The organism is Microbacterium sp. JZ70 (assembly GCF_053903225.1).
Genome location: NZ_CP096405.1, coordinates 2,374,657 through 2,397,525, shown reverse-complemented (window position 1 = coordinate 2,397,525; position 22,869 = coordinate 2,374,657). Strand labels below are relative to the sequence as shown.

Genomic DNA, 22,869 nt, shown 5'->3' with positions numbered 1-22,869 from the left:
GCGCACAGGCTCGATAATCGAACGGTGCCCACCTATCGAGACGAAGCCGTCGTGCTCCGCACCCACAAGCTGGGCGAGGCCGACCGCATCGTCACGCTGCTGACGAAGCAGCACGGGCGGGTGCGCGCCGTCGCGAAGGGCGTGCGCCGCACCTCGTCGAAGTTCGGTGCGCGCCTCGAGCCGTTCATGGTGGTCGACGCGCAGTTCTACATCGGCCGCAGCCTCGACATCGTGCAGCAGGCCGACTCGCTGGGCGCCTACGGTGCCGACATCGTCGCCGACTACGAGCGCTACACGGCCGCGAGCGCCATGGTCGAGGCGGCCGACCGCGTGAACGAGGCGGAGTCGACGCCGCAGCAGTTCTTCCTGCTCGTGGGCGCGCTGCGCTCGCTGTCGCGCGGCGAGCACGCTCCGAACGCGATCATGGACTCGTACCTGCTGCGCACGATGGCGCTCTCCGGATGGGCCCCCTCGTTCGAGGACTGCGCGCGCTGCGGCGCCGCGGGGCCGCACGACCGGTTCGTCGCGCAGCTGGGCGGCGTCGTGTGCGAGGCATGCGCGCCGGCCGGCAGCCCCCGCGTGAGCCGGGGCACCCTGAGCCTCCTCGCGGCGCTTCTCGAGGGCGACTGGGAGCGCGTGGACGCCACGCCCGCGGGCGAGCTGTCCGCGGCCTCCGGCCTCGTCGCGGCGTACGCGCAGTTCCACCTCGAGCGCGCCATCCGCTCGTTCAGCCACGTCGAGAAGCACCGTTGACGACCCCGCGAGAGAGCACATGAGCCCCAAGCCCTACACCCACCCCGACGCCGAGCCGTACAAGCCCCTCGACTGGACGGGACTCCAGCCGCCGGCGTTCGCCGGTCCCGTGCCGCACCATGTCGCGATCGTCATGGACGGCAACGGCCGCTGGGCGAACCGGCAGGGCCTGCCGCGCGTCGAGGGTCACCGACAGGGGATCGAGCAGCTGCTCGACGTCGTCGCGGGCGCGGTGCAGGCGGGGGTGAAGCACCTGTCGGTCTACGCGTTCTCCACCGAGAACTGGAAGCGCTCGCCCGAGGAGGTGCGCTTCCTCATGAACTTCAGCCGGATCGTGCTGCACCGCTACCGCGACCAGCTCAACGAGTGGGGTGTGCGCATCCGCTGGGCCGGGCGCAAGCCGCGACTGTGGGGCTCCGTCATCAAGGATCTGCAGGAAGCCGAGAAGCTCACGGCCTCCAACAAGACGATGACCTTCACGATGTGCGTGAACTACGGCGGCCGGTACGAGATCGTCGACGCCGTGCGCGAGCTCGCGGAGGAGGTCAGGGCCGGGCGGCTGAAGCCGTCGGCGATCTCGGAGAAGTCGATCGCGAAGCGGCTCTACGTGCCCGACATGCCGGACGTCGACCTCTTCGTGCGCTCGAGCGGAGAGCAGCGCACGTCGAACTTCATGCTCTGGGAGGCCGCGTACGCCGAGATGGTCTTCCTCGACCGCCTCTGGCCGGACTTCACGCGCGAGGACCTGTGGGAGGCCATCCGCATCTTCCACAGTCGCGACCGGCGGTATGGCGGGGCGGTCGACGCGCCGAAGGCGTGAGGGGAATGCCGAGGCGTCGCGGCCCGTTGCATCCGGTGTGACGGATGCGATCAAGATCGACGTGTGGAGCGACATCGCCTGCCCCTGGTGCTACATCGGCAAGCGGAACCTGGAGACCGGGCTCGCGGAGGTGGCCGGCGACGACGACGCGCCGCGCGTCGAGGTGACGTTCCACTCGTTCGAGCTCGCGCCCGACACCCCCGTGGACTTCGACGGCTCCGAGCTCGACTTCCTCGTCGGCCACAAGGGCATGGCGCGAGAGCAGGTCGAGCAGATGCTCGAGCGTGTGACGGATGTCGCGGCGGGCGCGGGGCTCGCGTACCGGTTCGACATCCTGCAGCACACGAACACGGTCAAGGCGCATGAGCTCATCCACCACGCGAAGGCGAACGGGCGGCAGCTCGAGGTGACCGAGCGCCTCATGCAGGCCTACTTCACCGAGGGGCGCCACGTCGGGCGCATCGACGACCTCGTCGGCATTGCGGCGGAGGCGGGGCTCGATCCGGATGGCGCGCGCGAGGCCCTCGAGTCGGGTCGTCACCTGCCCGACGTCCGTCGGGACCAGGAGCAGGCCCGCGCGTACGGCATCAACGGCGTGCCGTTCTTCGTGATCGACGGGAAGTACGGCGTGAGCGGCGCTCAGCCGCCGCAGGCGTTCGCGCAGGTCGCACGCCAGGTGTGGGCCGAGCGCCGTGCGGCGGGAGAGCCCGCCGCCTGATCAGCGGGGGAGCGCGGCCTCGATCGCCTCGACGATCTCGGGCGCGTCCGGCTTGACCGGCGGCCGGAAGCGGCGCACCTCTCCCGAGGGGAGCACGAGGAACTTCTCGAAGTTCCAGGCGACCGGCCCGGCCAGGCCCACGCCGTCGCGGGTCTTCTTGAGCGCCTTGTAGAGCGCAGCGGCATGCGCGCCGTTGACGTTCACCTTCTCGTGGATCGGGAAGCTGACGCCCCACGTCGTGGCGCAGTAGTCGAGGATCTCCTCGAGCGACCCCGGCTCCTGGCCGAGGAACTGATTGCACGGGAAGCCGAGCACCGTCAGGCCCCGGTCGCCGTAGGTCCGCTGGAGCGCCTCGAGCTGCTCGTACTGCGGCGTGAGGCCGCACTTCGACGCGACGTTGACGACGAGCAGGACACCGTCGCCGTAGTCGGCGAGCGTCTTCTCGACGCCGTCGGCGTCCCGGAACGGGATACGGCGGAGATCATCGGGGGCGGTCATGGACCCAGCCTAAGACGGCTGTGCACACTCGGCTCCGCCTCGGCTGGGGTCTGGAAGAATCGAGGGGTGACCACCGTCCTCACCCCTGCGCGCACGCTGCGGATCGGCCCGCTCGATATCGGCGTGCCCGTCGTGCTCGCCCCCATGGCCGGCATCACCAACACGGCGTTCCGCCGGCTGTGCCGCGAGTACGGCGGCGGCCTCTACGTCAGCGAGATGATCACGTCGCGCGCGCTCGTCGAGCGCAACGCCGCGACGATGCGCCTCATCCGGCACCACGAGTCCGAGAAGCCGCGCTCGATCCAGCTGTACGGCGTCGACCCCCAGACGATCGCGGCCGCCGCGCGGATCATCGCCGAGGAGGACAGGGCCGACCACATCGACCTGAACTTCGGCTGCCCGGTGCCCAAGGTCACGCGCAAGGGCGGCGGGTCCGCTCTGCCCTGGAAGCTCGGCCTGTTCCGCGACATCGTCGAGCAGGCGGTCGAGGCCGCCGGCCACATCCCGCTCACGGTGAAGATGCGCAAGGGCATCGACGCCGACCACCTCACGTATCTCGATGCGGGCCGCATCGCGGAGGACGCGGGCGCCGCCGCCGTGGCGCTGCACGCGCGGACGGCGTCGGAGTTCTACTCGGGCCACGCCGACTGGTCGGCGATCGCGAAGCTCAAGGAGGCCGTGACGAGCATCCCCGTGCTCGGCAACGGCGACATCTGGTCGGCCGACGACGCCGTGCGGATGATGGACGAGACCGGGTGCGACGGGGTCGTCGTCGGGCGCGGGTGCCTCGGGCGTCCGTGGCTGTTCGGCGACCTCGCGCGCGCGTTCGGGGCGCGAGGATACTCGGCGAGCGGAGCGAGCGGCCCCCGGTCGTTGAGCGAGCGCAGCGAGGCGAAGCACTCGGCGAGCGGAGCGAGCGGCCTCCGGTCGTTGAGCGAGCGCAGCGAGGCGAAACGCGAGGTCGACGCGACCCTCGGGTTCGTCGCGCAGGCCTTCCGCCGCCACGCGGAGCTGCTCGTCGAGTTCTTCGACGACGAGGATCGCGGATGCCGCGACATCCGCAAGCACGTCGCCTGGTACTTCAAGGGATACCCCGTGGGCGGCGACCTGCGTGCGCGACTGGCGACGGCGTCGAGTCTCGCCGAGATCGACGACCTGCTCGCCGAGCTCGACCACGACGCACCGTATCCGGGCGAGGCCGCGGAGGGCCAGCGCGGTCGCGCGGGCACGCCCAAGCGCCCCGTGCTGCCCGAGGGATGGCTCGACTCGCGCGAGCTGGGCGAGGCGGCGGGCTGCGAGCTGCGCGAAGCGGAGCTGGACACCAGTGGCGGCTGAGGGCACGGGCGCCGCGCCCCGCCCCGCCGGCTACACGGACGCCGATGCCGAGCGCTTCCACCGCGAGACGCATCGCTCGCAGCGCGATGACTTCGCGCGCGACCGTGCGCGCGTGCTGCACTCCGCCGCGCTGCGGCAGCTCGCCGCGAAGACGCAGGTCCTGAGCCCCGCGAGTCCCGCGGACTTCGCGCGCAACCGCCTCACCCATTCGCTCGAGGTCGCGCAGGTCGGGCGCGAGCTCGGCACCGCGCTCGGGCTCGCGGAGGACGTCGTGGACGCGGCATGCCTCAGCCACGACCTGGGTCATCCGCCCTTCGGGCACAACGGCGAGAAGGCGCTCAACGAATGGGCGTCCGAGATCGGCGGGTTCGAGGGCAATGCCCAGAGCCTGCGCATCCTCACCCGGCTCGAGTCGAAGGTGCTCGACGACGAGCGCTCGTACGGGCTCAACCTGACCCGCGCGACGCTCGACGCCGCGTGCAAGTACCCGTGGACGGTCGCCGACCCGGTGGCCGATCCGGGCGGGCGCCTGAAGTTCGGCGTGTACCCCGAGGACGAGGACGTGTTCCGCTGGCTGCGCGAGGGCGCCCCGGCCAAGGAGCGCTGCATCGAGGCGGAGGTGATGGACCTCTCCGACGACATCGCGTACTCCGTGCACGACTTCGAGGACGCGGTGGTGAACGGGTACCTCGATCTCGCCCACGTCAGCGATCCGGTCGCGCACCATCCGCTCATCGGCCAGGTGCAGCAGTGGGTCGGATACGACTACCCGCGCGACGAGCTCGCCGACGCCCTCTACCGCCTCACGCGCATCCCGATGTGGATGCGCGCCTTCGACCGCTCACGGCGCGACCTCGCCCGTCTGAAGAACCTCACGAGCGATCTCATCGGCCGGTTCGCCCGCGCCGCGGTGGACGCGACGCGTGCGGCGTACCCCGCGGCGTCGCTCACGCGATACGGCGGCCACGTCGTCGTTCCGCGCGAGATCGAGGTCGAGATCGCCGTGCTCAAGGGCCTCATGGGCGCGACGATCGTGACGATCGACGAGCGCCGGCACATCTACGCCGAGCAGCGGCGCGTGCTCAAGCGCATCGCAGACGCCCTGGTCTCGACGGACGCGCTGTGGTCGACCGGCGCCGACGCCCTCGAGCCGGCGTTCGCGGCCGACTTCCTCGCCGCCGACAGCGACGCCGCGCGCACCCGCGTGGTCGTGGACCAGGTCGCCTCCCTGACCGATCAGACCGCCGTCGCCTGGCACAACCGGCTCGTCGGCGAGGTCGACCCCGCCGAGGTCGGCATCTGGGCCCCTCGTCACGCGCGCCGCGGGGCGCCCTCGAAGGCCGCGCGCGCGTCGCAGGTGGCCTGATGCCGCGCATCCGGCAGGCCGACGTCGACGAGGTCAAGGCCCGGACGAACATCGCCGACATCATCGGGGAGCGGGTCGCGCTGAAGTCCGCGGGCGTGGGGTCGCTCAAGGGGCTCTGCCCCTTCCACGACGAGAAGAGCCCGAGCTTCCACGTGCGCCCTCAGGTGGGCTTCTACCACTGCTTCGGCTGCGGCGAGTCGGGCGACGTATACACCTTCCTGCGCGAGATGGACCACGTCTCGTTCACGGAGGCCGTGGAGAAGCTGGCCGCGCGCATCGGCTACACGCTGCACTATGAGGACGGCGGGCCCGCGCCCGAGACGAGCGGCCGCGCACGCCTGTTCGCCGCGAACGCCGCCGCTGCGGAGTTCTTCCGCGCGCAGCTCATGTCGCCCGAAGCGGATGCCGCGCGCCGCTTCCTCGGGGAGCGCGGGTTCGATGCGGGCGCGGCGGCGCACTTCGGCGTCGGATACGCACCCAAGGGCTGGGACCACATGCTCGACGCGCTCACGGCGAAGGGCTTCACGCGCGAGGAGCTGACGACGGCGGGGCTCGTCTCCACGAATCAGCGCGGAGGCGTCTACGACCGGTTCCGCGGGCGCGTGATCTGGCCCATCCGGGATGTGACCGGCCAGACCGTCGGGTTCGGCGCGCGCAAGCTCTACGACGACGACCAGGGCCCGAAGTACCTCAACACCCCCGAGACGCCCATCTACAAGAAGTCGCAGGTGCTCTACGGCCTGGACCTCGCGAAGCGCGACATCTCGCGCGGCGACCCTCGGCGGGTCGTGGTCGTCGAGGGCTACACCGACGTCATGGCGTGCCACCTCGCGGGCGTCACGACCGCGATCGCGACGTGCGGCACGGCCTTCGGGGCCGAGCACGTCACGGTGCTGCGCCGCGTCATGGGCGACTCCTCTGCCTCGGGCGAGGTGGTGTTCACCTTCGACGGCGACGCCGCTGGCCAGAAGGCCGCCATCCGCGCCTTCACCGACGCGAAGAGCTTCAACGCGCAGACCTTCGTCGCGGTCGCACCCGACGGGCTCGATCCGTGCGACCTGCGCCTGCAGAGGGGCGACGGGGCGGTGCGCAGTCTCGTTGACCACAAGGTCCCGATGTTCGAGTTCGTGATCGACCGCGCCGTCTCGCGGTTCGACCTCGGGACGGTGGAGGGGCGTGTCGGCGCCCTGCGCGCCGCAGCGCCCATCGTGGCCGAGATCCGCGACCGGCTTCTGCGCCCCGGCTACGAGCGCGTCCTCGCGCGGCGACTGGGCATGGACCCGACCGACGTCCACGGGGAGGTCGAGCGCGCCGCACGGCAGACGTCGGGCGACACGCCGCGCCGCCCGGAGCCGGCCCGGACAGAGGTGCCCGAGGGCGAGGCCGCGCCCGTGGTGCGCGTGTCGCTCGCGACGCTGCCGCGCGGCACCGACACGGCCATCGAGCGCGACGCGCTCACGGGCATCCTCCAGTACGGGCACCGTGTCGAGCCGAATCTCCTGCATCGCGCGCTCTCGCTGCCGTTCCGCACACCGGCTCTCGAGGCGGTGCGGGTGGCGGTCGAGGCCGTCGACCGCACGAAGATCGGATGGTCGGTCGCCGCGGTCGAGATGGTGCGGGAGCCCTACCGCTCGCTCGCGGCCGAGCTCATCACGCGCGACTTCCCGGCGCTCAACGAGGAGCGCGCTGTGCTCTCGGTGAACGATCTGTGCCGCCGGATCGTCCTGCGGGCGATCGATGCCGAGAAGAACGAGCTGCTCGGCGCGGTGCAGCGCGTGGCTCCCGAGTCCGATGAGGGCCGCGCCGTGCGCGTGCGGCTGCGCGATCTCGACATCGAGCGGCGCCAGCTGCTCGACGAGTCCTAGACGGCAAGGCAGGATGGAACAATGCGCGTGCCCGACGACACCGAGAACGCCGTCCGCTGTGTCGACCTGAGCGTGTCCCGCTCGGGCCGCGGCCAGGCCATCCGCGCCGTGGACGGCGTGACCGCGACGCTTCCCGTCGGCGGGACGCTGTGCGTCTCGGGCCCGACCGGATCGGGCAAGTCGAGCCTGGCGTCCGTCCTCGCCGGGACGCGCGACCGCTCGATCGCCGTGTCGGGAGGCGACGCGTTCGTCACGGGCATCTCCGTGCGCCGCCCCGGTCGCGTGCACCGCGTGCTGACGTATCGCACGGGCTACGTGCCGCAGGGCGGGGGAGCCGCCCTGCCCTCGCGCCTGACCGTCTCCGAGGTCATCACGGAGCCGATCACGTCACGCGACCGGCGCGTGAATCAGCGGGCCCTCGCGGTGCGCGTGGCGGCGCTGCTCGACGAGATGCACCTGCCGCTCGGCGCGGCGTCGAAGTTCCCGTACGAGCTGAGCGCTGGCATGCGCCAGCGCGTCGCGTTCGCGCGCGCGCTCATCCTCGATCCGCGGGTGCTCATCGCCGACGAGCCGCTCGCCAACATCGGGCTCGAGGTGCGGCACGTCATCTTCGACGCGATCATCCGCCGTCAGCAGGAGTGGGGGATGGCCGCGCTGCTCGTGACGAACGATGCGGACCTCGCGCGCGAGCTCGACGCCGATCGCCTCATCCTGCGCTCGGGGCACGTGGTGGCCGCCGGCGACGCGGAGCATCTGGACTGGACACCGGGCATGAAGAGCACCGAGACGCTGCTCATCGCGTGACGACACGCCCGCGTGCACGGCTCGGTTTCCGTGTGCGCTCGCGCGTTTGCTAAGCTAGGGGAGTTGCCCCGCGGGGCGGCGAGTGATCCTCGGTAGCTCAATTGGCAGAGCAGCCGGCTGTTAACCGGCAGGTTCTTGGTTCGAGTCCAAGCCGGGGAGCCGAGAAGGGCCCGTCCATCGGACGGGCCCTTTCCCTTTGCCCTCGGCGCTTCAGCATGTGACCCGCATCCCAGGGGAATCGGCGTCGCGGAGGCTTGCTCCGCGCGCACTGTTCGAGGCTTGCTCCCCGCGCATTGTTCCCGGTAACATCCAGGCAGGCGCCGGCGCGGTCGTGTGCACCTCGAGGAGGAGGGTGCAGAAGTGCCATCAACGAAAACGATATCGATCCGTCGCGAGGGTCACTACGGCGCCTGAACCGCTTGCGGGATCTCCGGATCCCGCTGCCTTCGTGCGCCTTCTCGGGCCATGCGCGAGGCACGACCCCCGTGACATCCACCATGGACAAAGGAGTGCAGCAAGTGAGATCACGACACATCCGTCCCCGCGGGCGGCGGCGCCGCGCAGCGGCGGCTCTCGGCATCGCGACGCTGATCGCGTCGTCGGTCACGCTGGCCGGCCAGGTCGCCTATGCGGCGCCGGAGGCCATCGCGGCGCCCGTCCCGGCGCAACTCGGCACCGCGCCGGAGCCGCCCGCCGTTCCCGGCAGCCTCCTGCCGGATGGGCGATTCGTGGAGGATGCTTCCGGCTGGACCAGCCAGCGCGGTGGCACGCTCGCCCTCAGCGACGACGCGGCGAGCGGCGCGCACTCCCTCTCGGTGACCGACCGTGAGAACACCCAGTCGGGTCCGTTCGCCGACGTCGCGGGGAAGCTCGAGCTCGGCGCGACGTACCGCATGACCGGGAAGCTCAAGTACGACGAGGGCGCCGCCGCACAGCAGTTCAACTTCACGTTCTGCCCGTCGAACTTCAACGGGTGCGTCGACTACGGGAACTCGTTCACCAAGGGCCAGTGGGGCACGTTCACGCGGGAGTTCACGGCCGAGGATCGTCACGTCGCAGCGTCGTGGTTCTTCGTCGAGACGCCGTGGGGGTCGTCGGCCCTTCAGGATTTCAAGGTCGACGAGCTCTCACTGGTGAAGATCGCCGACGCTCCTGAGGCGCCGGCGTACACGAACCTGGAGTCGGTCCAGACGAAGCCGATCGGCGACCACAACCCCCTCGTGGGGCACAAGTTCGGGGCCGATCCGCACCACCTGATCTACAACGGCCGGCTCTACATCTACTCCACGGACGACACCCAGCAGTACGAGGCGAACAGCAAGGACGCGAACGGACTCCCGACTCAGCCGAACGGCTACGGAGCGATCACCCGTCTGAACGTCATGTCGACCAGCGACATGGTCAACTGGGTCGACCACGGCAGCGTTCCGATCGCGCGCGAGGGAGGTGCGGCTCCGTGGGCGCGCAACTCGTGGGCGCCCGCCGCCATCGAGAAGGATGGCAAGGTCTACCTCTACTTCTGCGACAGCGGCACAGGGACCGCGGTCGTCGTCGGAGGGTCGCCGCTCGGCCCCTGGACGGACCCGGTGGGCAAGAAGATCATCCCCGACACGGTCTCACCGGAGTACATCGCGAACGGCGGCTTCCCCGCGGGCATGTGGCTGTTCGACCCCGAGGTGTTCATCGACGACGACGGTCAGGGGTACCTGTACTTCGGCGGCAACTCGGTCATCGGCACGAGCCCCAACCAGCAGGGGCCCCAGAACCCGAAGTCGACGCGCGTGGCCAAGCTGGAAGACGACATGGTGACGCTCGCCGGCGACCCCGTCGAGATCGATGCCCCGGGCATCTTCGAGGCCTCGAGCATGTTCAGGCACGATGGCCGGTACTACTACTCGTACTCGTCGAACTTCCAGGTGACGCCAGAGCCCGGCAAGTACCCCGAGCGCGGAGCGATCGCGTACATGATGACGGACGATCCGATGGACCTGTCTTCGGCGAAGTACGCGGGTGTGGCGTTCCAAAACCCCGCCGTGCACTTCGGCGCGGGCAACGGCGGCAACAACCACTCCGACATGTTCACGTTCAAGGGCGAGACGTACCTCACCTACCACGCCCAGACCCGCGGTGCCGCGTGGGCCGCGGCGCTCGGCACGCCGGGTGCCACCCAGGGATACCGCTCGGTTCACATCGACAAGCTCGAGTTCAACGAGGACGGCACGATCAAGCCGGTCCAGGGCACGCGCGCGGGCGTCGATCAGGTCGAGAGCTTCGATCCGTATCGCACGTTCGAGGCGGAGACGCTCGCGTGGCAGCTCGGCATCAGCACCGAGCAGGCCGACGCCCCGTCCGTGGAGTTCCCCGAGCACAACGGCGGCGGCAACATGCTGCTCGCCGACGTGAACGATGGCGACTTCGCCGCGGTCGCCGGCGTCGACTTCGGCGACGGGGCGAAGACGGTGTCCGCACGGGTCAAGCCGCTCGTCGAAGGCGCCAGCGTCCAGGTGCGTCTCGACGATGTCGACGGACAGGTCGTCGCTGAGATCCCCGTCGACGGCACGCTCGGGGAGTGGACGACGGTCGAGGCGCCGGTCACCGGCGCGACCGGCGAGCACGACGTGTTCTTCGTGTTCGCCGGGGCGGATGGCGCGGCAGCGGACGCGGATCTGCTGGAGGTGGACAACTGGGCGTTCGCGGCGGACGACGCGCTCGCCTTCTCCGTCGAGGTGCTCGACCGCTGCCTGGCCGGCAAGCAGATCATGCAGACCGTGCGGGTGGTGAACGAGGACGATGTCGCGGCGACCTTCGTCGTCGAGTCCCCGTTCGGACGGCGTGAGCTGGGCGCCGTCGATCCCGGTGCCGCGAGGTCGGCCGCGATCAACACGCGGCACTCGCACGTCGACGCGGGCTCGCTGACGGTCACGGCGACGGCGACCGTGGACGGAGAGCAGGTCGAGGTGCAGCGCGACATCCCGACCGAGGCCACCAGCTGCGGCTGACGTCGCGCGCGGATGCGGGGCCGGTCGGGAGTCTCCGGCCGGCCCCGTGCCGTCGCACCGAGCGCCGCACGCCCGCTCCATGTGCCGAACCCGCGCCGAGCGCCGCACCGCCGCCGCCCCTCCCGGCGCCAGCGAACACGCTCGGCGTCAGCCGACACGCTCGGCGTCAACGGACACGCTCGGCGTCAACCGACACGCTCATGCAACCCCTCGACGCGCGTGGCGCGCTCTCGATAGCGTCGCAGGCATGACCAAGACGAGTGCGAGCATCCTCATCCTCGGCGCAGGCGGCGATCTCACGAAGCGGCTCCTGCTGCCCGGGCTGGCGAGCCTTCTCACCCGACGCGAGTACGACGTCCAGGTGATCGGGGCGGGCCTCGACGACCGCAGCGATGTGTGGGACGAGATCGTCCGCACGAGCTTCGAGGCCGCCGACGTCGGAGCAGACCCCGACGCGCTCCTCGATTCCACCGAGTACATCCCCGCCGACGCGACGAGCGCCGAGGACCTGAAGCGGCTCCTCGATGCGTGCGCGCACACGCCCGTCATCTACTTCGCGCTGCCGCCCGCGGTGAGCGCCAAGGTCTGCGAGGCGCTGCGCGAGGTCGAGCTGCCCGAGGGCACGCGACTCGCTCTCGAGAAGCCGTTCGGCACCGACCTCGAGAGCGCGAGGCGACTCAATCGCCTGCTCACGCTGCTCGTCCCCGAGGAGCAGATCTTCCGCATCGACCACTTCCTCGGGATGTCGATGGTGCTGAACGTGCTGGGCATGCGGTTCGCGAATCGCGTGCTTGAGGGCGCATGGCGTGCCGAGCACGTCGAGCGCGTCGAAATCGTCTTCGACGAGACGCTCGCGCTCGAGGGCCGTGGCGGGTACTACGACAGCGCGGGCGCCCTCGTCGACATGCTCCAGAGCCACCTGCTCGAGGTGCTGTCGCTCGTCGCGCTGGAGCCGCTCCCGCGACTCGACCAGGCCGAGCTCCGCTCCAACATCGCGCAGGTGCTGCGCAGCACCCGCGTCTGGGACGACCCCGTCGCCGCGTCGAAGCGCGCGCGGTACACGGCCGGGCGCGTGGGGGAGAGGGACCTCCCGTCCTACGTCGACGAAGAGGGTGTCGACCCGGCTCGCGAGACCGAGACGCTCGCTCAGATCACGTGCGCCGTCGACACGCCGCGCTGGCGCGGGGTGCCCTTCGTCCTCCGGTCGGGAAAGGCCATCTCGGCCGATCGCACCACGGTGACCGTCCGCTTCAAGCCGGCGCCGGAGATCCCGGGCTTCATCGGCGAGCCGAAGAGCGACAGCATCGTGCTCGACCTGCTCTCGGGCGAGGTCGCCCTCGACCTCTCCATGAACGGGAGCGGCGATCCGTTCACCCTCGAGCAGACGCGCCTGTCCACCGACAAGGCCCCGGGCGACCTCCTCCCGTACGGGCAGGTGCTCGAGGGCATCCTCGACGGCGACCCGCTGCTCTCGGTCCGCGGAGACATCGCGGAGGAGTGCTGGCGCATCGTCGCCCCGGTTCTTGACGCGTGGCGCGAGGGTCGCGTGCCGCTCGAGGACTATGCGGCCGGCAGCGCGGGCCCTGACGGATGGGGGACCGCGGCGGGCTGACCCGTCACTCGACCGGGTCGCGAGCGGGCAGAGGCGTCCCCGAGCTCTCGCGCGCCTCGGCGGGCGTCGGCTCCTTCTCGCGCGTGCCGGTCGCCTCCGCATCGCCTTCGCTCTCGCCGCGCACGTGCGGGGCCAGGTCGTCGCGCCCGCGCCGCGCGATGTCGATCGCGTCCGCCGCGCGGACCAGCGCGAGGTGGGAGAGCGCCTGCGGGGTGTTGCCCATCTGCCGACGGCGCACGGGGTCGTACTCCTCGGCGAGCAGGCCCACGTCGTTGACGGCCTCCAGCGCTTGTGCCATGAGCGCCTCGGCGTCGTCGAGGCGCCCCGATCCCGCGTACTGCTCGACGAGCCAGAAGGAGCACGCGAGGAACGGATGCTCCTCGCCCGCGAGACCGTCGACCCCAGACGAGGTCCGATAGCGCAGCAGCAGTCCGTTAGCCATGAGGTCCTCTTCGATCGCGGCCACCGTGCCCGTCATGCGCTCGTCGTCCGGAGTGAGGAATCCGATCTGCGGCAGCTGGAGCAGCGCGGCGTCGACCTCGTCGGTGTCGTAGTGCTGGCGGAACGAGCCGCGCCGCTCGTCGAACCCCCGCGCGAGGATCTCCGCGCGGATGGTGTCGGCGAGCTCCTGCCACCGGTCCGCGTCACCGGGCAGGCCGAACTCGCGCACACCGCGCGCCCCGCGATCGAAGGCGGCCCAGACCATCGCGCGGGAGTGCGTGAAGTGCCGCTCGTCCCCGCGGATCTCCCAGATCCCGTGATCCGGCCGCTGCCAGTTGTCAGCGAGGAACGCCAGCAGTGCCCGCTGCAGCGGCCACGACGCGGCTGTCTCCTCAAGGCCTGCGACGCGGGCGCCGTGCAGCGCCACCATGACCTCGCCGAAGATGTCCCATTGACGCTGCCGGTAGGCGCCGTTGCCGATGCGCACCGGTCGAGCGCCGCCATGGCCGCGCAGTCCTTCGAGCTCGAACTCCGGCAGGCGGCGCTCGCCCCCGATCCCGTACATGATCTGGACATCCGCGGGATCCCCGGCGATGGCGCGCAGCAGCCATCCGCGCCATTCCTCCGCCTCCTCGCGGTAGCCGTGCGTCAGCAGCACGGCGATCGTGAGCGCCGCGTCGCGCAGCCAGACGTATCGGTAGTCCCAGTTGCGCACGCCGCCCTCGGTCTCGGGCAGGCTCGTCGTGGCGGCCGCCGAGATGCCGCCGGTGTCCTCGTCGGTGAGCGCCCGGAGCACGAGCAGCGAGCGTCGCACCTCCTGCGCGTACGGGGCGGGCGGCGCACTGCGTCGCGCCCACTCGCGCCACCAGTCGAGTGTCAGATCGAGCGCTGCGTCGACGTCGAGCGGCTTCGGCGGACGACGATGCGACGGGTACCACGTGAGCACGATGTCGATCGTCTGCCCCTGCGACACCGCGTGCTCACCGCGGTGCTCGAGCCCCTGAGCCCGCACACGCGGCCCGCACCGGATGATCGAGTCGGGCCCCGCTGTCGCGAGGATCGCGGGGCGGTCTCCGTACTCGATCTGACGGACCCAGGGAAGCGCGGCGCCGTAGTCGAATCGCACCGCGAACCGCTCCGAGAACGCGACCGAGCCGCGCAGCCCGCGGATGCGCCGCACGAGATTGGGCCGGCTGTCGCCGAGCGGCATGAAGTCGAGCACCTCGGCCTCGCCGTCGGGCGTCTGCCAGGTGGTCCGCAGAACGAAGGTGTCGTCGATGTACGAGCGTCTCGACGTCGCCGTCTCGTCGACAGGGCGGAGAGACCAGCGGCCCGCACGCTCGTCGTCCAGGAGCGCGGCGAACAGAGAGGAGGAGTCGAAGCGCGGCAGGCAGAGCCAGTCGATGCTGCCCGTCCGCGAGACGAGCGCCGCGGTGTGGAGGTCGCCGACGAGTGCGTAGTCCTCGATGAGGGCGGATGGTGCCGCCTGCGGTGGGCGCGGATGGTGCGAAGCCATGCGCCCCACCGTAGGCGGGCACGGGGGCGAGCGAAACGCCCTTGCGCTCAGCGGTTGGAGTCGCGCAGCGTTCCGGTGAGCTCCTCGCCGGGCATGTAGGCCATGCACTGGATGAGCCGGTCGGCGACGGAGGGGTCGCTCCACGTGTCCTCGAGCGGCGTGAGGTAGGTCACGTAGAGCTCGGACTGGTCGTAGGGGAGCCCGATGAAGGCCTCGAACGCCTCGCCCGTGCAGCCTTCCTCCGCCGCGGTGTCGACGGCGGCCTCGCCGGGCCACTCGCCGTCCTCCATCTCGAACTCGTGGTAGACCTCGGAGTCGTGCGGCTCGTCGCACGGGACGACCTCGATGTCGGTCACCTCGCCTTCGGCGGTGGCGCCGGTGCAGTCGCCGACCTCGAGCGAGAAGACGTCGACCGTGCCGCCCTCGGTGACCTCCTGCGTCTCCTCGTCGCGCGCGGCGGTCTCGCCGTTGAGCAGGTTGGCGATGCTCGAGCACCCGCCGAGCGAGAAGGCCAGGGCGACGGCGGCACCCGCGACGAGGACGCGACGGGTCGGGTTGGTGCGAATCATGGGGTCACTCTCCTGTGTGCGTAGGTCGGGGCACCAGAAGCCTCACGCCCGCACCCCACTCAGAACGCTACGCGTCGCCTCGATCCTCGCGCAAAGCGAGCGGGCTCAAAAGAGCCCTTCCGCGCGGCGGCGCTCAGGCGTCGAGGTCGTCGACGCCGGGCATCCAGCTCACGCCAGGACGGCCCCACCCGCGCTTCTTCGAGATCTTCTGCGCCGTCTTCCAGTCCCGCTCGGAGAGGCGGTCGACGTAGACGACGCCCTCGAGGTGGTCGAACTCGTGCTGCATGATGCGCGCGCGCCATCCGTCGACCTCGATGCGGACCGGAGCACCCTCGAGGTCGATCCCCGTGACGACGACCCGGTCGGAACGGCGCAGCGGGAAGCGCTCGCCGGGGAACGAGAGGCAGCCCTCCGACTCGAGGTCCTCGTCGGGGTCGCCCGGCTCGAGCGGCACCATCCAGAGCTCGGGGTTGATGATCTCGCCGCGCCAGGGGTTCCCGTCGTCGTCCTCGTACGTGTAGGTGTAGATGCGCAGGCCGACGCCGACCTGCGGCGCCGCGAGCCCGACACCAGGCGCGGCGTCCATGGTCTCGTACATATCGCGGACGAGCGTGCGGATCTCGTCGGAGATCTCGTCGACGGGCGAAGCGGGGGCGTGCAGGACGGGATCGCCCCAGATGCGAATCGGCAGAACGGCCATCCCTTCAGGGTAGTCGGCACGATCGGGCGTTAGTCTCGGTGGGTGACCTGGGGAACCTCGGAGGCCATGAGCCTGGCAGCGGCGGACATCGGCGAGCAGCTCGTCGGCGCATTCGAGAACCCCGGCCTGCTGCTCGGCATCCCGCTCGCGATCGCCGGTGCCGTCTTCATGTCGCTCGGCGCCCAGTACCAGAGCCGCGGCGTGAAGAAGGTCGAGCGGCTCGCCGGCGCCGAGGGCCGCGCAGGCCTCGGGGCCGCGCACCTCCTGCGCCTCATGTCCCGCCCGTCGTGGATCATCGGGACGATCCTGCTCGGCGTCGCGATCATCTGCCAGCTGAGTGCTCTCGCCGTCGCACCGCTCATCGTCGTGCAGCCGCTCGGAGCGATCTCCCTCGTCATCACGACCCTGCTGAACGCGCAGATCACGGGCCACATGCCGACCCGGAACTCGATCACCGCCATCGGCCTGTGCGTCGGCGGCATCCTCGTCTTCGTGCTCGTCGCGGCGCTCTTCGCGACCGAGCGCTCGATCACCGACTTCGAGCTGCTCGTGGTGCTCGCGATCCTGCTCGCCGTGATCATCCTTCTCGGCGCGGCTTGGCTCATCCTGCGCCGCCGGATCGGCGCGCTCTTCTACATCACGGCCGCCGGCGCGCTCTACGGGTTCGTCGCGACGCTCGCGAAGATCGTCATCAAGCGCTTCCAGGCGGGCGACGTGGACTGGACCGTCTGGCTCTGCATCGTCGCGCTCGTCGCGGCCGCTGCCGCGGGCGGGTACTTCGTGCAGACCGCGTACGCGTCGGGGCCGCCCGACCTCGTGATCGCCGGCCTCACGGTGATCGACCCGATCGTCGCGGTGCTCATCGGCGCGATCGTCCTCGGCGAGGCGGCGAACGCCCCGCTGTGGGCGCTCATCGTCTTCGTCGTGGTCGGAGCGGTCGCGTCGCTCGGCGTCTTCCTCCTCGCGCGGCACCATCCGCAGGTCGTCAGCGAGAGCCAGGAGCTGTCGATCCGACGCGGCTCGGATGGCGAGGACGGCGACCGAGCGGATGGCCAGAGCGGGTCGTCGGCGCTGGACGCGCTGCGCGCGGCGCGCGACCCCGAGGATCTCCTCTCGCGGCGCAACGGGCCGCGAGACGGCGACGAGGGCTCGGGCCTCGACGCGCGATAGGCTCTAGGGCTGTACGGGGCGGTGGCCAAGCTGGTTAAGGCAGTGGGCTCATAACCCAACGATCGTCGGTTCAAGTCCGACCCGCCCTACTCCCGCATGGCGTCGTGCGTGGGTCATGTGCCCCATCTCGACGGATGGCGCTCAGACTCTCCCGCGGACGATGCCGTGCCAGTACAGCTGGGGGAGCACCCACCGATCGAGTGCGAACCACCACGGGCGCGGCCGGAGCGGGTCGAGCAGCGGGATGGTCCGCATGACGCGGTGAGTGCGGCTGTCGTACTCGCCGAAGACGAGTGCGCGCCGCGACGTCGTGATGGGTGCGACGGTATAGCCGTCGTACTCGAGGAGCGGCCGACCGGAGCGGCGCCGAGGGATGTTCTCGACCACCGTCTTGACCTGGTGACGGAGTGCGCCGCCCGTGCGGGCATCGCCGAGGTCGGCCGCGTCGCCGAGTGCCCAGATGTGCGCATGGTCGCGGTGCTGCAGCGTGCGTGGGTCCACGTCGACGAATCCCTGCGTCTGCTCACCGGCGAGCCCCGATTCGCCGACGAAGGCGGGAGCGCGGTACGGCGGGAGCAGATGAATGAGGTCCGCTGCGATCCGAGCTGTTCCCTCGGGTCCGTCGACGGCCAGCGCGTCCTGTTCGATGCTCTCGACGCGCGTCGAGGCGAGGACCTCGACTCCGTAGTCGTCGATCGCCGTCCGGATGGCCGCAGCGATCTCATCGACGGGATGGAGGCGGTCGGCGTCGTGCACGAGCACGACCCGGAGGTCGCGGAGAACGCCCCGGCGTCGCCAGTGATCGCAGGCCAGGAAGAGAGGTTTCAGCGCGGTCTCCCGACCCGAGGCGGGCTGCCCGTGCAGCGTGAACACGGCCGTCCCGCGCTCGAGAGCGCGGATCCTGTCCCAGGTGCGTTCGACATGCTCGAGCTCGAACGATGTGCAAGCGATGCCGTCTCGAAGCGCCCGCCGCGCGCCCGGGAGCGACTCCCAGTCGGTCTCGGCGCCGCACGCGATGACGACATCCCCAGCGACGAGGATCGTGCCGTCCGCGAGCATGACCTCCCGGCGGCCCGCATCGACGCGCCGCGCCGCCGACGGATAGAGGCGGACGCCCTGGGGGACAAGCGAGGTCTGGGCCCGCACGAGTTCGTCACGCCGAGCGAGACCGCCCGCGACGTAGTTCTGCAGCGGTTTGTAGACATGGTGCGCCGACGGCTCGATGAGCGCGACGTCCGGGCATCCGCGCTTCCGCAGTCGCGCAGCGAGCGACATGCCCCCGTTTCCGCCGCCGATCACGATGACGTCGTGACGTCGCGGGCTCCGAGCAACCGTCTCTGCCATGTCTCGAGGGTCGAGGACACCGCGGGATGTGTCGATGGGGTTGACGTCTCCGCGCGGCGCGGCGAGCATCCGCGAACGGAGCCGCCGCGCATCCACTAGATTCGCGTCGTGAGCCGAGAGACAGTGAGTCGCATGATCCGCACGATCGTCGTCGTGTGCACGGGGAACATCTGCCGGTCGCCGATGGGGGAGGTCGTGCTGCGCGACCGCTTCGCATCCGCCGGGATCGACGTCACGCTCCGCTCAGCCGGCATCAGCGCGGAGGAGCTCGGAAACCCGATCGACCCGCGCGCGGCATCCGTCCTCGCCGAGAGCGGCTATCCGGTCCCGACCCGGACCGCGCAGGTCGTGAGCCATGACGACCTCGACGCCGACCTGCTGCTCGCGATGACGGAGCTTCACCGCGCGTCGCTTCTGCGCCAGGGCGCGGACCCCGCGCGCACCCGTCTGTGGATGGAGTTCGTCCCCGGTGCCGAGACTCGCGACGTCACGGACCCCTGGTACGGCGACCGCTCCGACTTCGAGGAGACGCTCTCGCTCATCGAAGCCGGAGCGCCGGCCATCCTGGATCTCGTCCGGGAGTCTCGCGCCGTCGCGCCGGCGGAGTGATCAGCCCGCCATCGAATCCAGGATGTCGCGCAGCGCCTCGTTGGTCGTGCGCGGGTTGATGATGGCGAAGCGGGCGTTCGTCCGCCCCTCATGCCCGCTCGGCGTGACGAAGGCCCGCTGCTCGTCGAGCAGACGAGCGGACCAGTCCTCGTAGTCATCCTTCGACCATCCGTCGCGCTCGAACACCACGACCGAGAGCTGCGGTCGGCGCAGGAGCGTGAGATACGGACGCCGCTCGATCTCGTCGGCGATCTCCTGCGCGAGCTCGAGGGACGCGGAGATCGCCGAGCGGTACGCGGCGGCGCCGTAGGAGGCGAGCGAGAACCAGAGCGGGAGCCCGCGCGGGCGGCGCGTCAGGTGGGCGGCGAAGTCCGACGGGCTCCAGTCGGCCTTCTCGGTGAGCGTGTCGAGGTACGCGGCGTGCTGAGTGTGCGCACGGCGCCCCTTCTCGGGGTCGCTGTAGATCAGCGCGCACGCGTCGAACGGCGCGAAGAGCCACTTGTGCGGGTCGACGATCACCGAATCCGCATGCTCGACGCCCGCGAAGAGGTGGCGATGGGATGGCGCGAGCATCGCCGAGAGACCGTACGCGCCATCGACGTGGAGCCAGATGCCCCGTGCGCGCGTCACCTCGGAGATCGACGCCACATCGTCGACGATGCCGAAGTTCGTCGAGCCCGTCGTGGCGACGACGGCGAACACGCTCTCGCCGTGCTCGTCGAGCGCCGCCCGCACGGCGTCGCCGCGCAGGACTCCGTCGGCATCGGGCGCGACACCCACGACGTCGACGTCCATCACCCGGGCCGCCGATGCGATCGAGGAGTGCGCCTCCTCGCTGCACACGACCTTCCAGCGGGCAACCGTGCGCCCCGCCGAGCGCGCAGACTCCCGCGCGGCGACGAGTGCCGAGAGGTTGCCGAGCGTGCCGCCCTGCACGAAGACCCCGCCGGCGGTCGCGGGCAGGCCGAACTCCGCTGCGAGCCACGACAGCACCTGGTTCTCGGCGTAGACGGCGCCGGCACCCTCGAGCCAGGACCCTCCGTAGAGCCCGCTCGCCGACACGACGACGTCGAATGCGGCGGCCGCCTTCGTCGGCGCACACGGGATGAAGGAGAGGTAGCTCGGGTCGTCTGTCGTGATGCACGCGGGCGCGAGCGTCTCCGTGAAGTGCGCGAGGGCCTGCTCGGCACCCAGGCCCTCCTCGCTGATCGTCTGTCCGACGAGGGCGTCGAGTGCCGCCTCGGTCTGCGGCTTGTCGAGGGGAGTGTCCTCCGCGAGGAGTCGCTCGCGGGAGTAGCTCAGCACGAGGTCGACGACCTTGCGGTTCTCGGCGGTGATCTCGTGCATGCGCGTCGCGGATGTCGAGGTGCTCAATGTGGCTCCTTGTCGAGGGAATGGGACTTCGGTGCAGTATGGTGCACGGTATGGATGTGACGACGACGGCCCTGTCTGCGGCGATCGGCGCGCGCGTGCGCCAGGAGCGGCAGGCCCGCCGCTGGACTCTGGACGCGCTCGCTGAGACCGCGGGCGTGAGCCGTCGCATGCTCGTGAACGTGGAGCAGGGCGCGACCAACCCCAGCGTCGGGATCCTGCTCCGGATCAGCCAGGCGCTCGGAATCGGGCTGCCCGCCCTCGTCGAGAATCCGCAGGTCGCCGCCGTGAAGGTCACGCGCAGGGGCGAGGGATCGATTCTCTGGCGCGGCGACAGGGGAGGGGTGGGTGTCCTCCTGTCGGGAACCGAGTCGCCCGACGTGCTCGAGCTCTGGGACTGGACGCTGCAGCCCGGAGAACGGCACGAGAGCGAGGAGCACGCGACCGGGACGAAGGAGCTCCTGCAGGTGCTCGACGGCGACATCGAGGTCACGGTCGGCGAGCAGACTCACCCGCTCGCCACCGGCGATGTCATCGCCTTCTCGGGCGACGCGCCGCATGCGTACGCCAACCCCGGCTCGGCCCCGGCGCGGTTCACGCTTTCCGTCTTCGAGCCGGGCGTCGGATCGCCGAAGGCCTCCGAGACGCACGGCGACTGACCTACCGGCGCGCACGGCGCTTGAGGGTGTACGTCGCCGCGGTCGCGCTCGAGGCGTACTCGTCCTGCGTGAGCAGGCCGACGCGCGAGTTCCGACGTCCGTATACGAGGTACAGCACGGCGCCGACGGCCAGCCAGGCGCCGAAGACGATCCAGGTGGTGAGCCCGAGGGTCACCATGAGCAGCAGGCAGAAGAGGAAGCCGAGGACGGGCACCACAGGGTAAAGCGGAACGCGGTACGTCCGCTGCAGGTCAGGGCGGTTGCGTCGAAGGTAGATCACCGAGAGGTTGACGAGCGCGAACGCGAAGAGCGTGCCGATGCTCGTCGCGTCCGCAAGCTGGCCGAGCGGAATGAGCGCGGCGGTCACGGCGATCGCGACGCCCACGATGAGCGTGTTCGCGACCGGTGTGCGCGTCCGCTCGGAGACGCGACCGAAGACGGATGGCACGAGGCCGTCGCGCGACATCGTCAGCAGGATGCGGGTCTGGCCATACAGGACGGTGAGCACGACGCTCATGATCGCGACGACCGCACCCACGGCGAAGAGAAGCGCGATCCACGGCTGGTGCGTGATGTCGACGAGGATGCCGACGAGCGTCGCCTCGGCATCGCTGAACTGCGTCCACGGCTTCGCGCCGATCGCGGCGATCGCGACGAGCATGTAGAGCCCGGTGACGATGACCATGGACATGATGATGGCCCGCGGAAGGTCACGCCGGGGGTCCTTCGCCTCGTCGCCCGCTGTCGAGGCCGCGTCGAACCCGATGTACGAGAAGAACAGCCGCGACGCGCCCGCCGCGATGCCGGCGGCGCCCATCGGCGCGAGGGGCTCGAAGTTGCCGCCCTGGAATGCGGTGAACGCCACGACGATGAAGAGCACGAGGATACCGATCTTGATGATGACCATGATCGTGTTGGCCCACGCGGCTTCCTTGGCGCCGCGCAGGAGGAGCACCGTCCCGAGCAGCACGACGACCGCGGCCGGCACGTTGAAGACCCCGCCCGCACCCGGAGGCTGCATCCACATGGCCGGTATCTCGATCCCGAACATCAGGAGGGTGTCGTTCACGTACTGGCCGGCTCCCACCGCGATCGCGGCGACCGACACGCCGTACTCGAGGACGAGGCACCAGCCGCAGACCCAGGCGATGCCCTCGCCCATGGTCGCGTAGGAATACGAATAGCTGGAGCCGGAAACCGGCACGGCCCCGGCCATCTCGGCGTACGACAGGGCGGAGAGGAACGCCGCGACGCCTGCGAGCAGGAAGGCGATCCACACGGCCGGCCCCGCCATGGGCACAGCCGTGCCTAGGACGACGAGGATGCCGGTGCCGAGCGTCGCTCCCACGCTGATCATCGTGAGCTGCCACACGCCGAGAGATCGGCGGAGCCTCTGACCCGGGTCGTGTCCCTCGCTGTCGGAGAGGATCGCGTCGATCGACTTCCGTCGCAGCAGCTGGGTGCCGAGCGGCAGCGCGGTCGTGGTGGTGGAGGGCGGCGTCGTCGCCTGATTCGTCATTGAACAGCTCCCTTCGAAAGCTCCGCCCACTATAGAGCACGGCAGTGCGCACTCCGCGCACAGCAGTGCATCATCGGATGCGCGTGGGGCCATCAGTGACAGCGAGGCGGGCGGATGGAACGACACGCTTGTGATTTGACGCGCGGGCGGGTCATAATGCAGGGAGAACTGAAGAGGAATCGCCGGATCGCCCGGTCAGGT

Annotated in this window: 19 protein-coding genes and 2 tRNA genes; 14 read left to right on the top strand and 7 right to left on the bottom strand. The window is 70.4% G+C overall.

From position 1 onward, the window contains the following. The first annotated feature begins 24 nt into the window (after nucleotides 1-24). Genes recO through M1D46_RS11020 form a run of 3 tightly spaced genes read left to right on the top strand, consistent with a single transcriptional unit; the run spans nucleotide 25 to nucleotide 2,291 of the window. The gene (recO, locus tag M1D46_RS11030; protein WP_271171894.1) at nucleotides 25-753 is read left to right on the top strand and encodes a DNA repair protein RecO; all 729 of its coding nucleotides are present in this window, start codon (nucleotides 25-27) and stop codon (nucleotides 751-753) included. 19 nt (nucleotides 754-772) lie between these two features. Beyond that, nucleotides 773-1,573, top strand: coding sequence for an isoprenyl transferase (locus M1D46_RS11025; protein WP_282977770.1), 801 nt, complete (start codon nucleotides 773-775; stop codon nucleotides 1,571-1,573). 37 nt (nucleotides 1,574-1,610) lie between these two features. Beyond that, on the top strand, nucleotides 1,611-2,291 hold the full coding sequence (locus M1D46_RS11020; RefSeq protein WP_456285546.1) for a DsbA family oxidoreductase: 681 nt from the start codon (nucleotides 1,611-1,613) through the stop codon (nucleotides 2,289-2,291). Here the strand turns inward: M1D46_RS11020 and M1D46_RS11015 are convergent, their stop codons facing one another. Beyond that, nucleotides 2,292-2,789: a glutathione peroxidase gene (locus tag M1D46_RS11015; RefSeq protein ID WP_324014813.1), complete on the bottom strand. Its 498-nt coding sequence runs from the start codon at nucleotides 2,787-2,789 to the stop codon at nucleotides 2,292-2,294. 66 nt (nucleotides 2,790-2,855) lie between these two features. Between M1D46_RS11015 and dusB the strand changes: the two genes are divergently transcribed. The 7 genes from dusB to M1D46_RS10980 all read left to right on the top strand — a co-directional run bounded on the left by dusB (nucleotide 2,856) and on the right by M1D46_RS10980 (nucleotide 12,770). Then, nucleotides 2,856-4,124, top strand: a complete 1,269-nt coding sequence (gene dusB, locus M1D46_RS11010) for a tRNA dihydrouridine synthase DusB (RefSeq protein WP_456285545.1) — start codon at nucleotides 2,856-2,858, stop codon at nucleotides 4,122-4,124. Beyond that, entirely contained in the window at nucleotides 4,114-5,490 is a 1,377-nt protein-coding gene (locus M1D46_RS11005; protein ID WP_271171889.1) for a deoxyguanosinetriphosphate triphosphohydrolase, read from the top strand. Before dusB ends, M1D46_RS11005 begins: the two co-directional genes overlap by 11 nt. Next, nucleotides 5,490-7,355 carry a DNA primase gene (gene dnaG / locus M1D46_RS11000; RefSeq protein WP_456285544.1) on the top strand — a complete coding sequence of 622 codons (1,866 nt, stop codon included), beginning with the start codon at nucleotides 5,490-5,492 and terminating at the stop codon, nucleotides 7,353-7,355. The genes M1D46_RS11005 and dnaG overlap by 1 nt, the downstream gene beginning before the upstream one ends. 21 nt (nucleotides 7,356-7,376) lie before the next feature. Continuing rightward, nucleotides 7,377-8,159, top strand: a complete 783-nt coding sequence (locus M1D46_RS10995; RefSeq protein WP_456285543.1) for an ATP-binding cassette domain-containing protein — start codon at nucleotides 7,377-7,379, stop codon at nucleotides 8,157-8,159. Between the two features lie 86 nt (nucleotides 8,160-8,245). Next, nucleotides 8,246-8,318: transfer RNA gene (locus M1D46_RS10990), tRNA-Asn, on the top strand. 359 nt (nucleotides 8,319-8,677) lie between these two features. Continuing rightward, a complete protein-coding gene (locus M1D46_RS10985) occupies nucleotides 8,678-11,158 on the top strand; it encodes a family 43 glycosylhydrolase (protein WP_456285542.1) in 2,481 nt (826 codons plus the stop codon). A gap of 247 nt (nucleotides 11,159-11,405) precedes the next feature. After that, nucleotides 11,406-12,770 (top strand): glucose-6-phosphate dehydrogenase, encoded by a 1,365-nt coding sequence (locus M1D46_RS10980; protein ID WP_456285541.1) that lies wholly within the window; start codon nucleotides 11,406-11,408, stop codon nucleotides 12,768-12,770. A 4-nt stretch (nucleotides 12,771-12,774) separates the two neighbouring features. Here M1D46_RS10980 and M1D46_RS10975 read toward each other — a convergent pair whose 3' ends face one another. From M1D46_RS10975 to def, 3 genes are all read right to left on the bottom strand, one after another. Further along, nucleotides 12,775-14,727 (bottom strand): glycoside hydrolase family 15 protein, encoded by a 1,953-nt coding sequence (locus tag M1D46_RS10975; RefSeq protein WP_456285540.1) that lies wholly within the window; start codon nucleotides 14,725-14,727, stop codon nucleotides 12,775-12,777. A 47-nt stretch (nucleotides 14,728-14,774) separates the two neighbouring features. Beyond that, the gene (locus tag M1D46_RS10970; protein WP_271171883.1) at nucleotides 14,775-15,296 is read right to left on the bottom strand and encodes a septum formation family protein; all 522 of its coding nucleotides are present in this window, start codon (nucleotides 15,294-15,296) and stop codon (nucleotides 14,775-14,777) included. 133 nt (nucleotides 15,297-15,429) lie between these two features. Continuing rightward, nucleotides 15,430-15,996, bottom strand: coding sequence for a peptide deformylase (def, locus tag M1D46_RS10965; protein WP_456285539.1), 567 nt, complete (start codon nucleotides 15,994-15,996; stop codon nucleotides 15,430-15,432). A 66-nt stretch (nucleotides 15,997-16,062) separates the two neighbouring features. On the opposite strand from def, the gene M1D46_RS10960 reads away from it, so the two are divergent. Together M1D46_RS10960 and M1D46_RS10955 are read left to right on the top strand one after the other, a co-directional pair. After that, nucleotides 16,063-17,166 (top strand): DMT family transporter, encoded by a 1,104-nt coding sequence (locus M1D46_RS10960; protein WP_271172181.1) that lies wholly within the window; start codon nucleotides 16,063-16,065, stop codon nucleotides 17,164-17,166. Nucleotides 17,167-17,181: 15 nt separating this feature from the next. Further along, nucleotides 17,182-17,255 (top strand) — tRNA-Ile (locus M1D46_RS10955). Nucleotides 17,256-17,307: 52 nt separating this feature from the next. On the opposite strand, the gene M1D46_RS10950 is transcribed toward M1D46_RS10955, so the two are convergent. Continuing rightward, nucleotides 17,308-18,510, bottom strand: a complete 1,203-nt coding sequence (locus M1D46_RS10950) for an NAD(P)/FAD-dependent oxidoreductase (RefSeq protein WP_456285537.1) — start codon at nucleotides 18,508-18,510, stop codon at nucleotides 17,308-17,310. A gap of 108 nt (nucleotides 18,511-18,618) precedes the next feature. Here M1D46_RS10950 and M1D46_RS10945 point away from each other — a divergent pair, with 108 nt between their 5' ends. Then, the gene (locus tag M1D46_RS10945; RefSeq protein WP_456285536.1) at nucleotides 18,619-19,119 is read left to right on the top strand and encodes a low molecular weight protein-tyrosine-phosphatase; all 501 of its coding nucleotides are present in this window, start codon (nucleotides 18,619-18,621) and stop codon (nucleotides 19,117-19,119) included. Here M1D46_RS10945 and M1D46_RS10940 read toward each other — a convergent pair whose 3' ends face one another. Continuing rightward, nucleotides 19,120-20,466, bottom strand: a complete 1,347-nt coding sequence (locus M1D46_RS10940; RefSeq protein ID WP_456287161.1) for a pyridoxal phosphate-dependent decarboxylase family protein — start codon at nucleotides 20,464-20,466, stop codon at nucleotides 19,120-19,122. Between the two features lie 77 nt (nucleotides 20,467-20,543). On the opposite strand from M1D46_RS10940, the gene M1D46_RS10935 reads away from it, so the two are divergent. Beyond that, complete coding sequence (locus M1D46_RS10935; RefSeq protein ID WP_282977759.1) at nucleotides 20,544-21,149, top strand: helix-turn-helix domain-containing protein; 606 nt, start codon at nucleotides 20,544-20,546, stop codon at nucleotides 21,147-21,149. A gap of 1 nt (nucleotide 21,150) precedes the next feature. On the opposite strand, the gene M1D46_RS10930 is transcribed toward M1D46_RS10935, so the two are convergent. Then, entirely contained in the window at nucleotides 21,151-22,668 is a 1,518-nt protein-coding gene (locus M1D46_RS10930; RefSeq protein ID WP_456285535.1) for an APC family permease, read from the bottom strand. Between the last annotated feature and the right edge of the window lie 201 nt (nucleotides 22,669-22,869).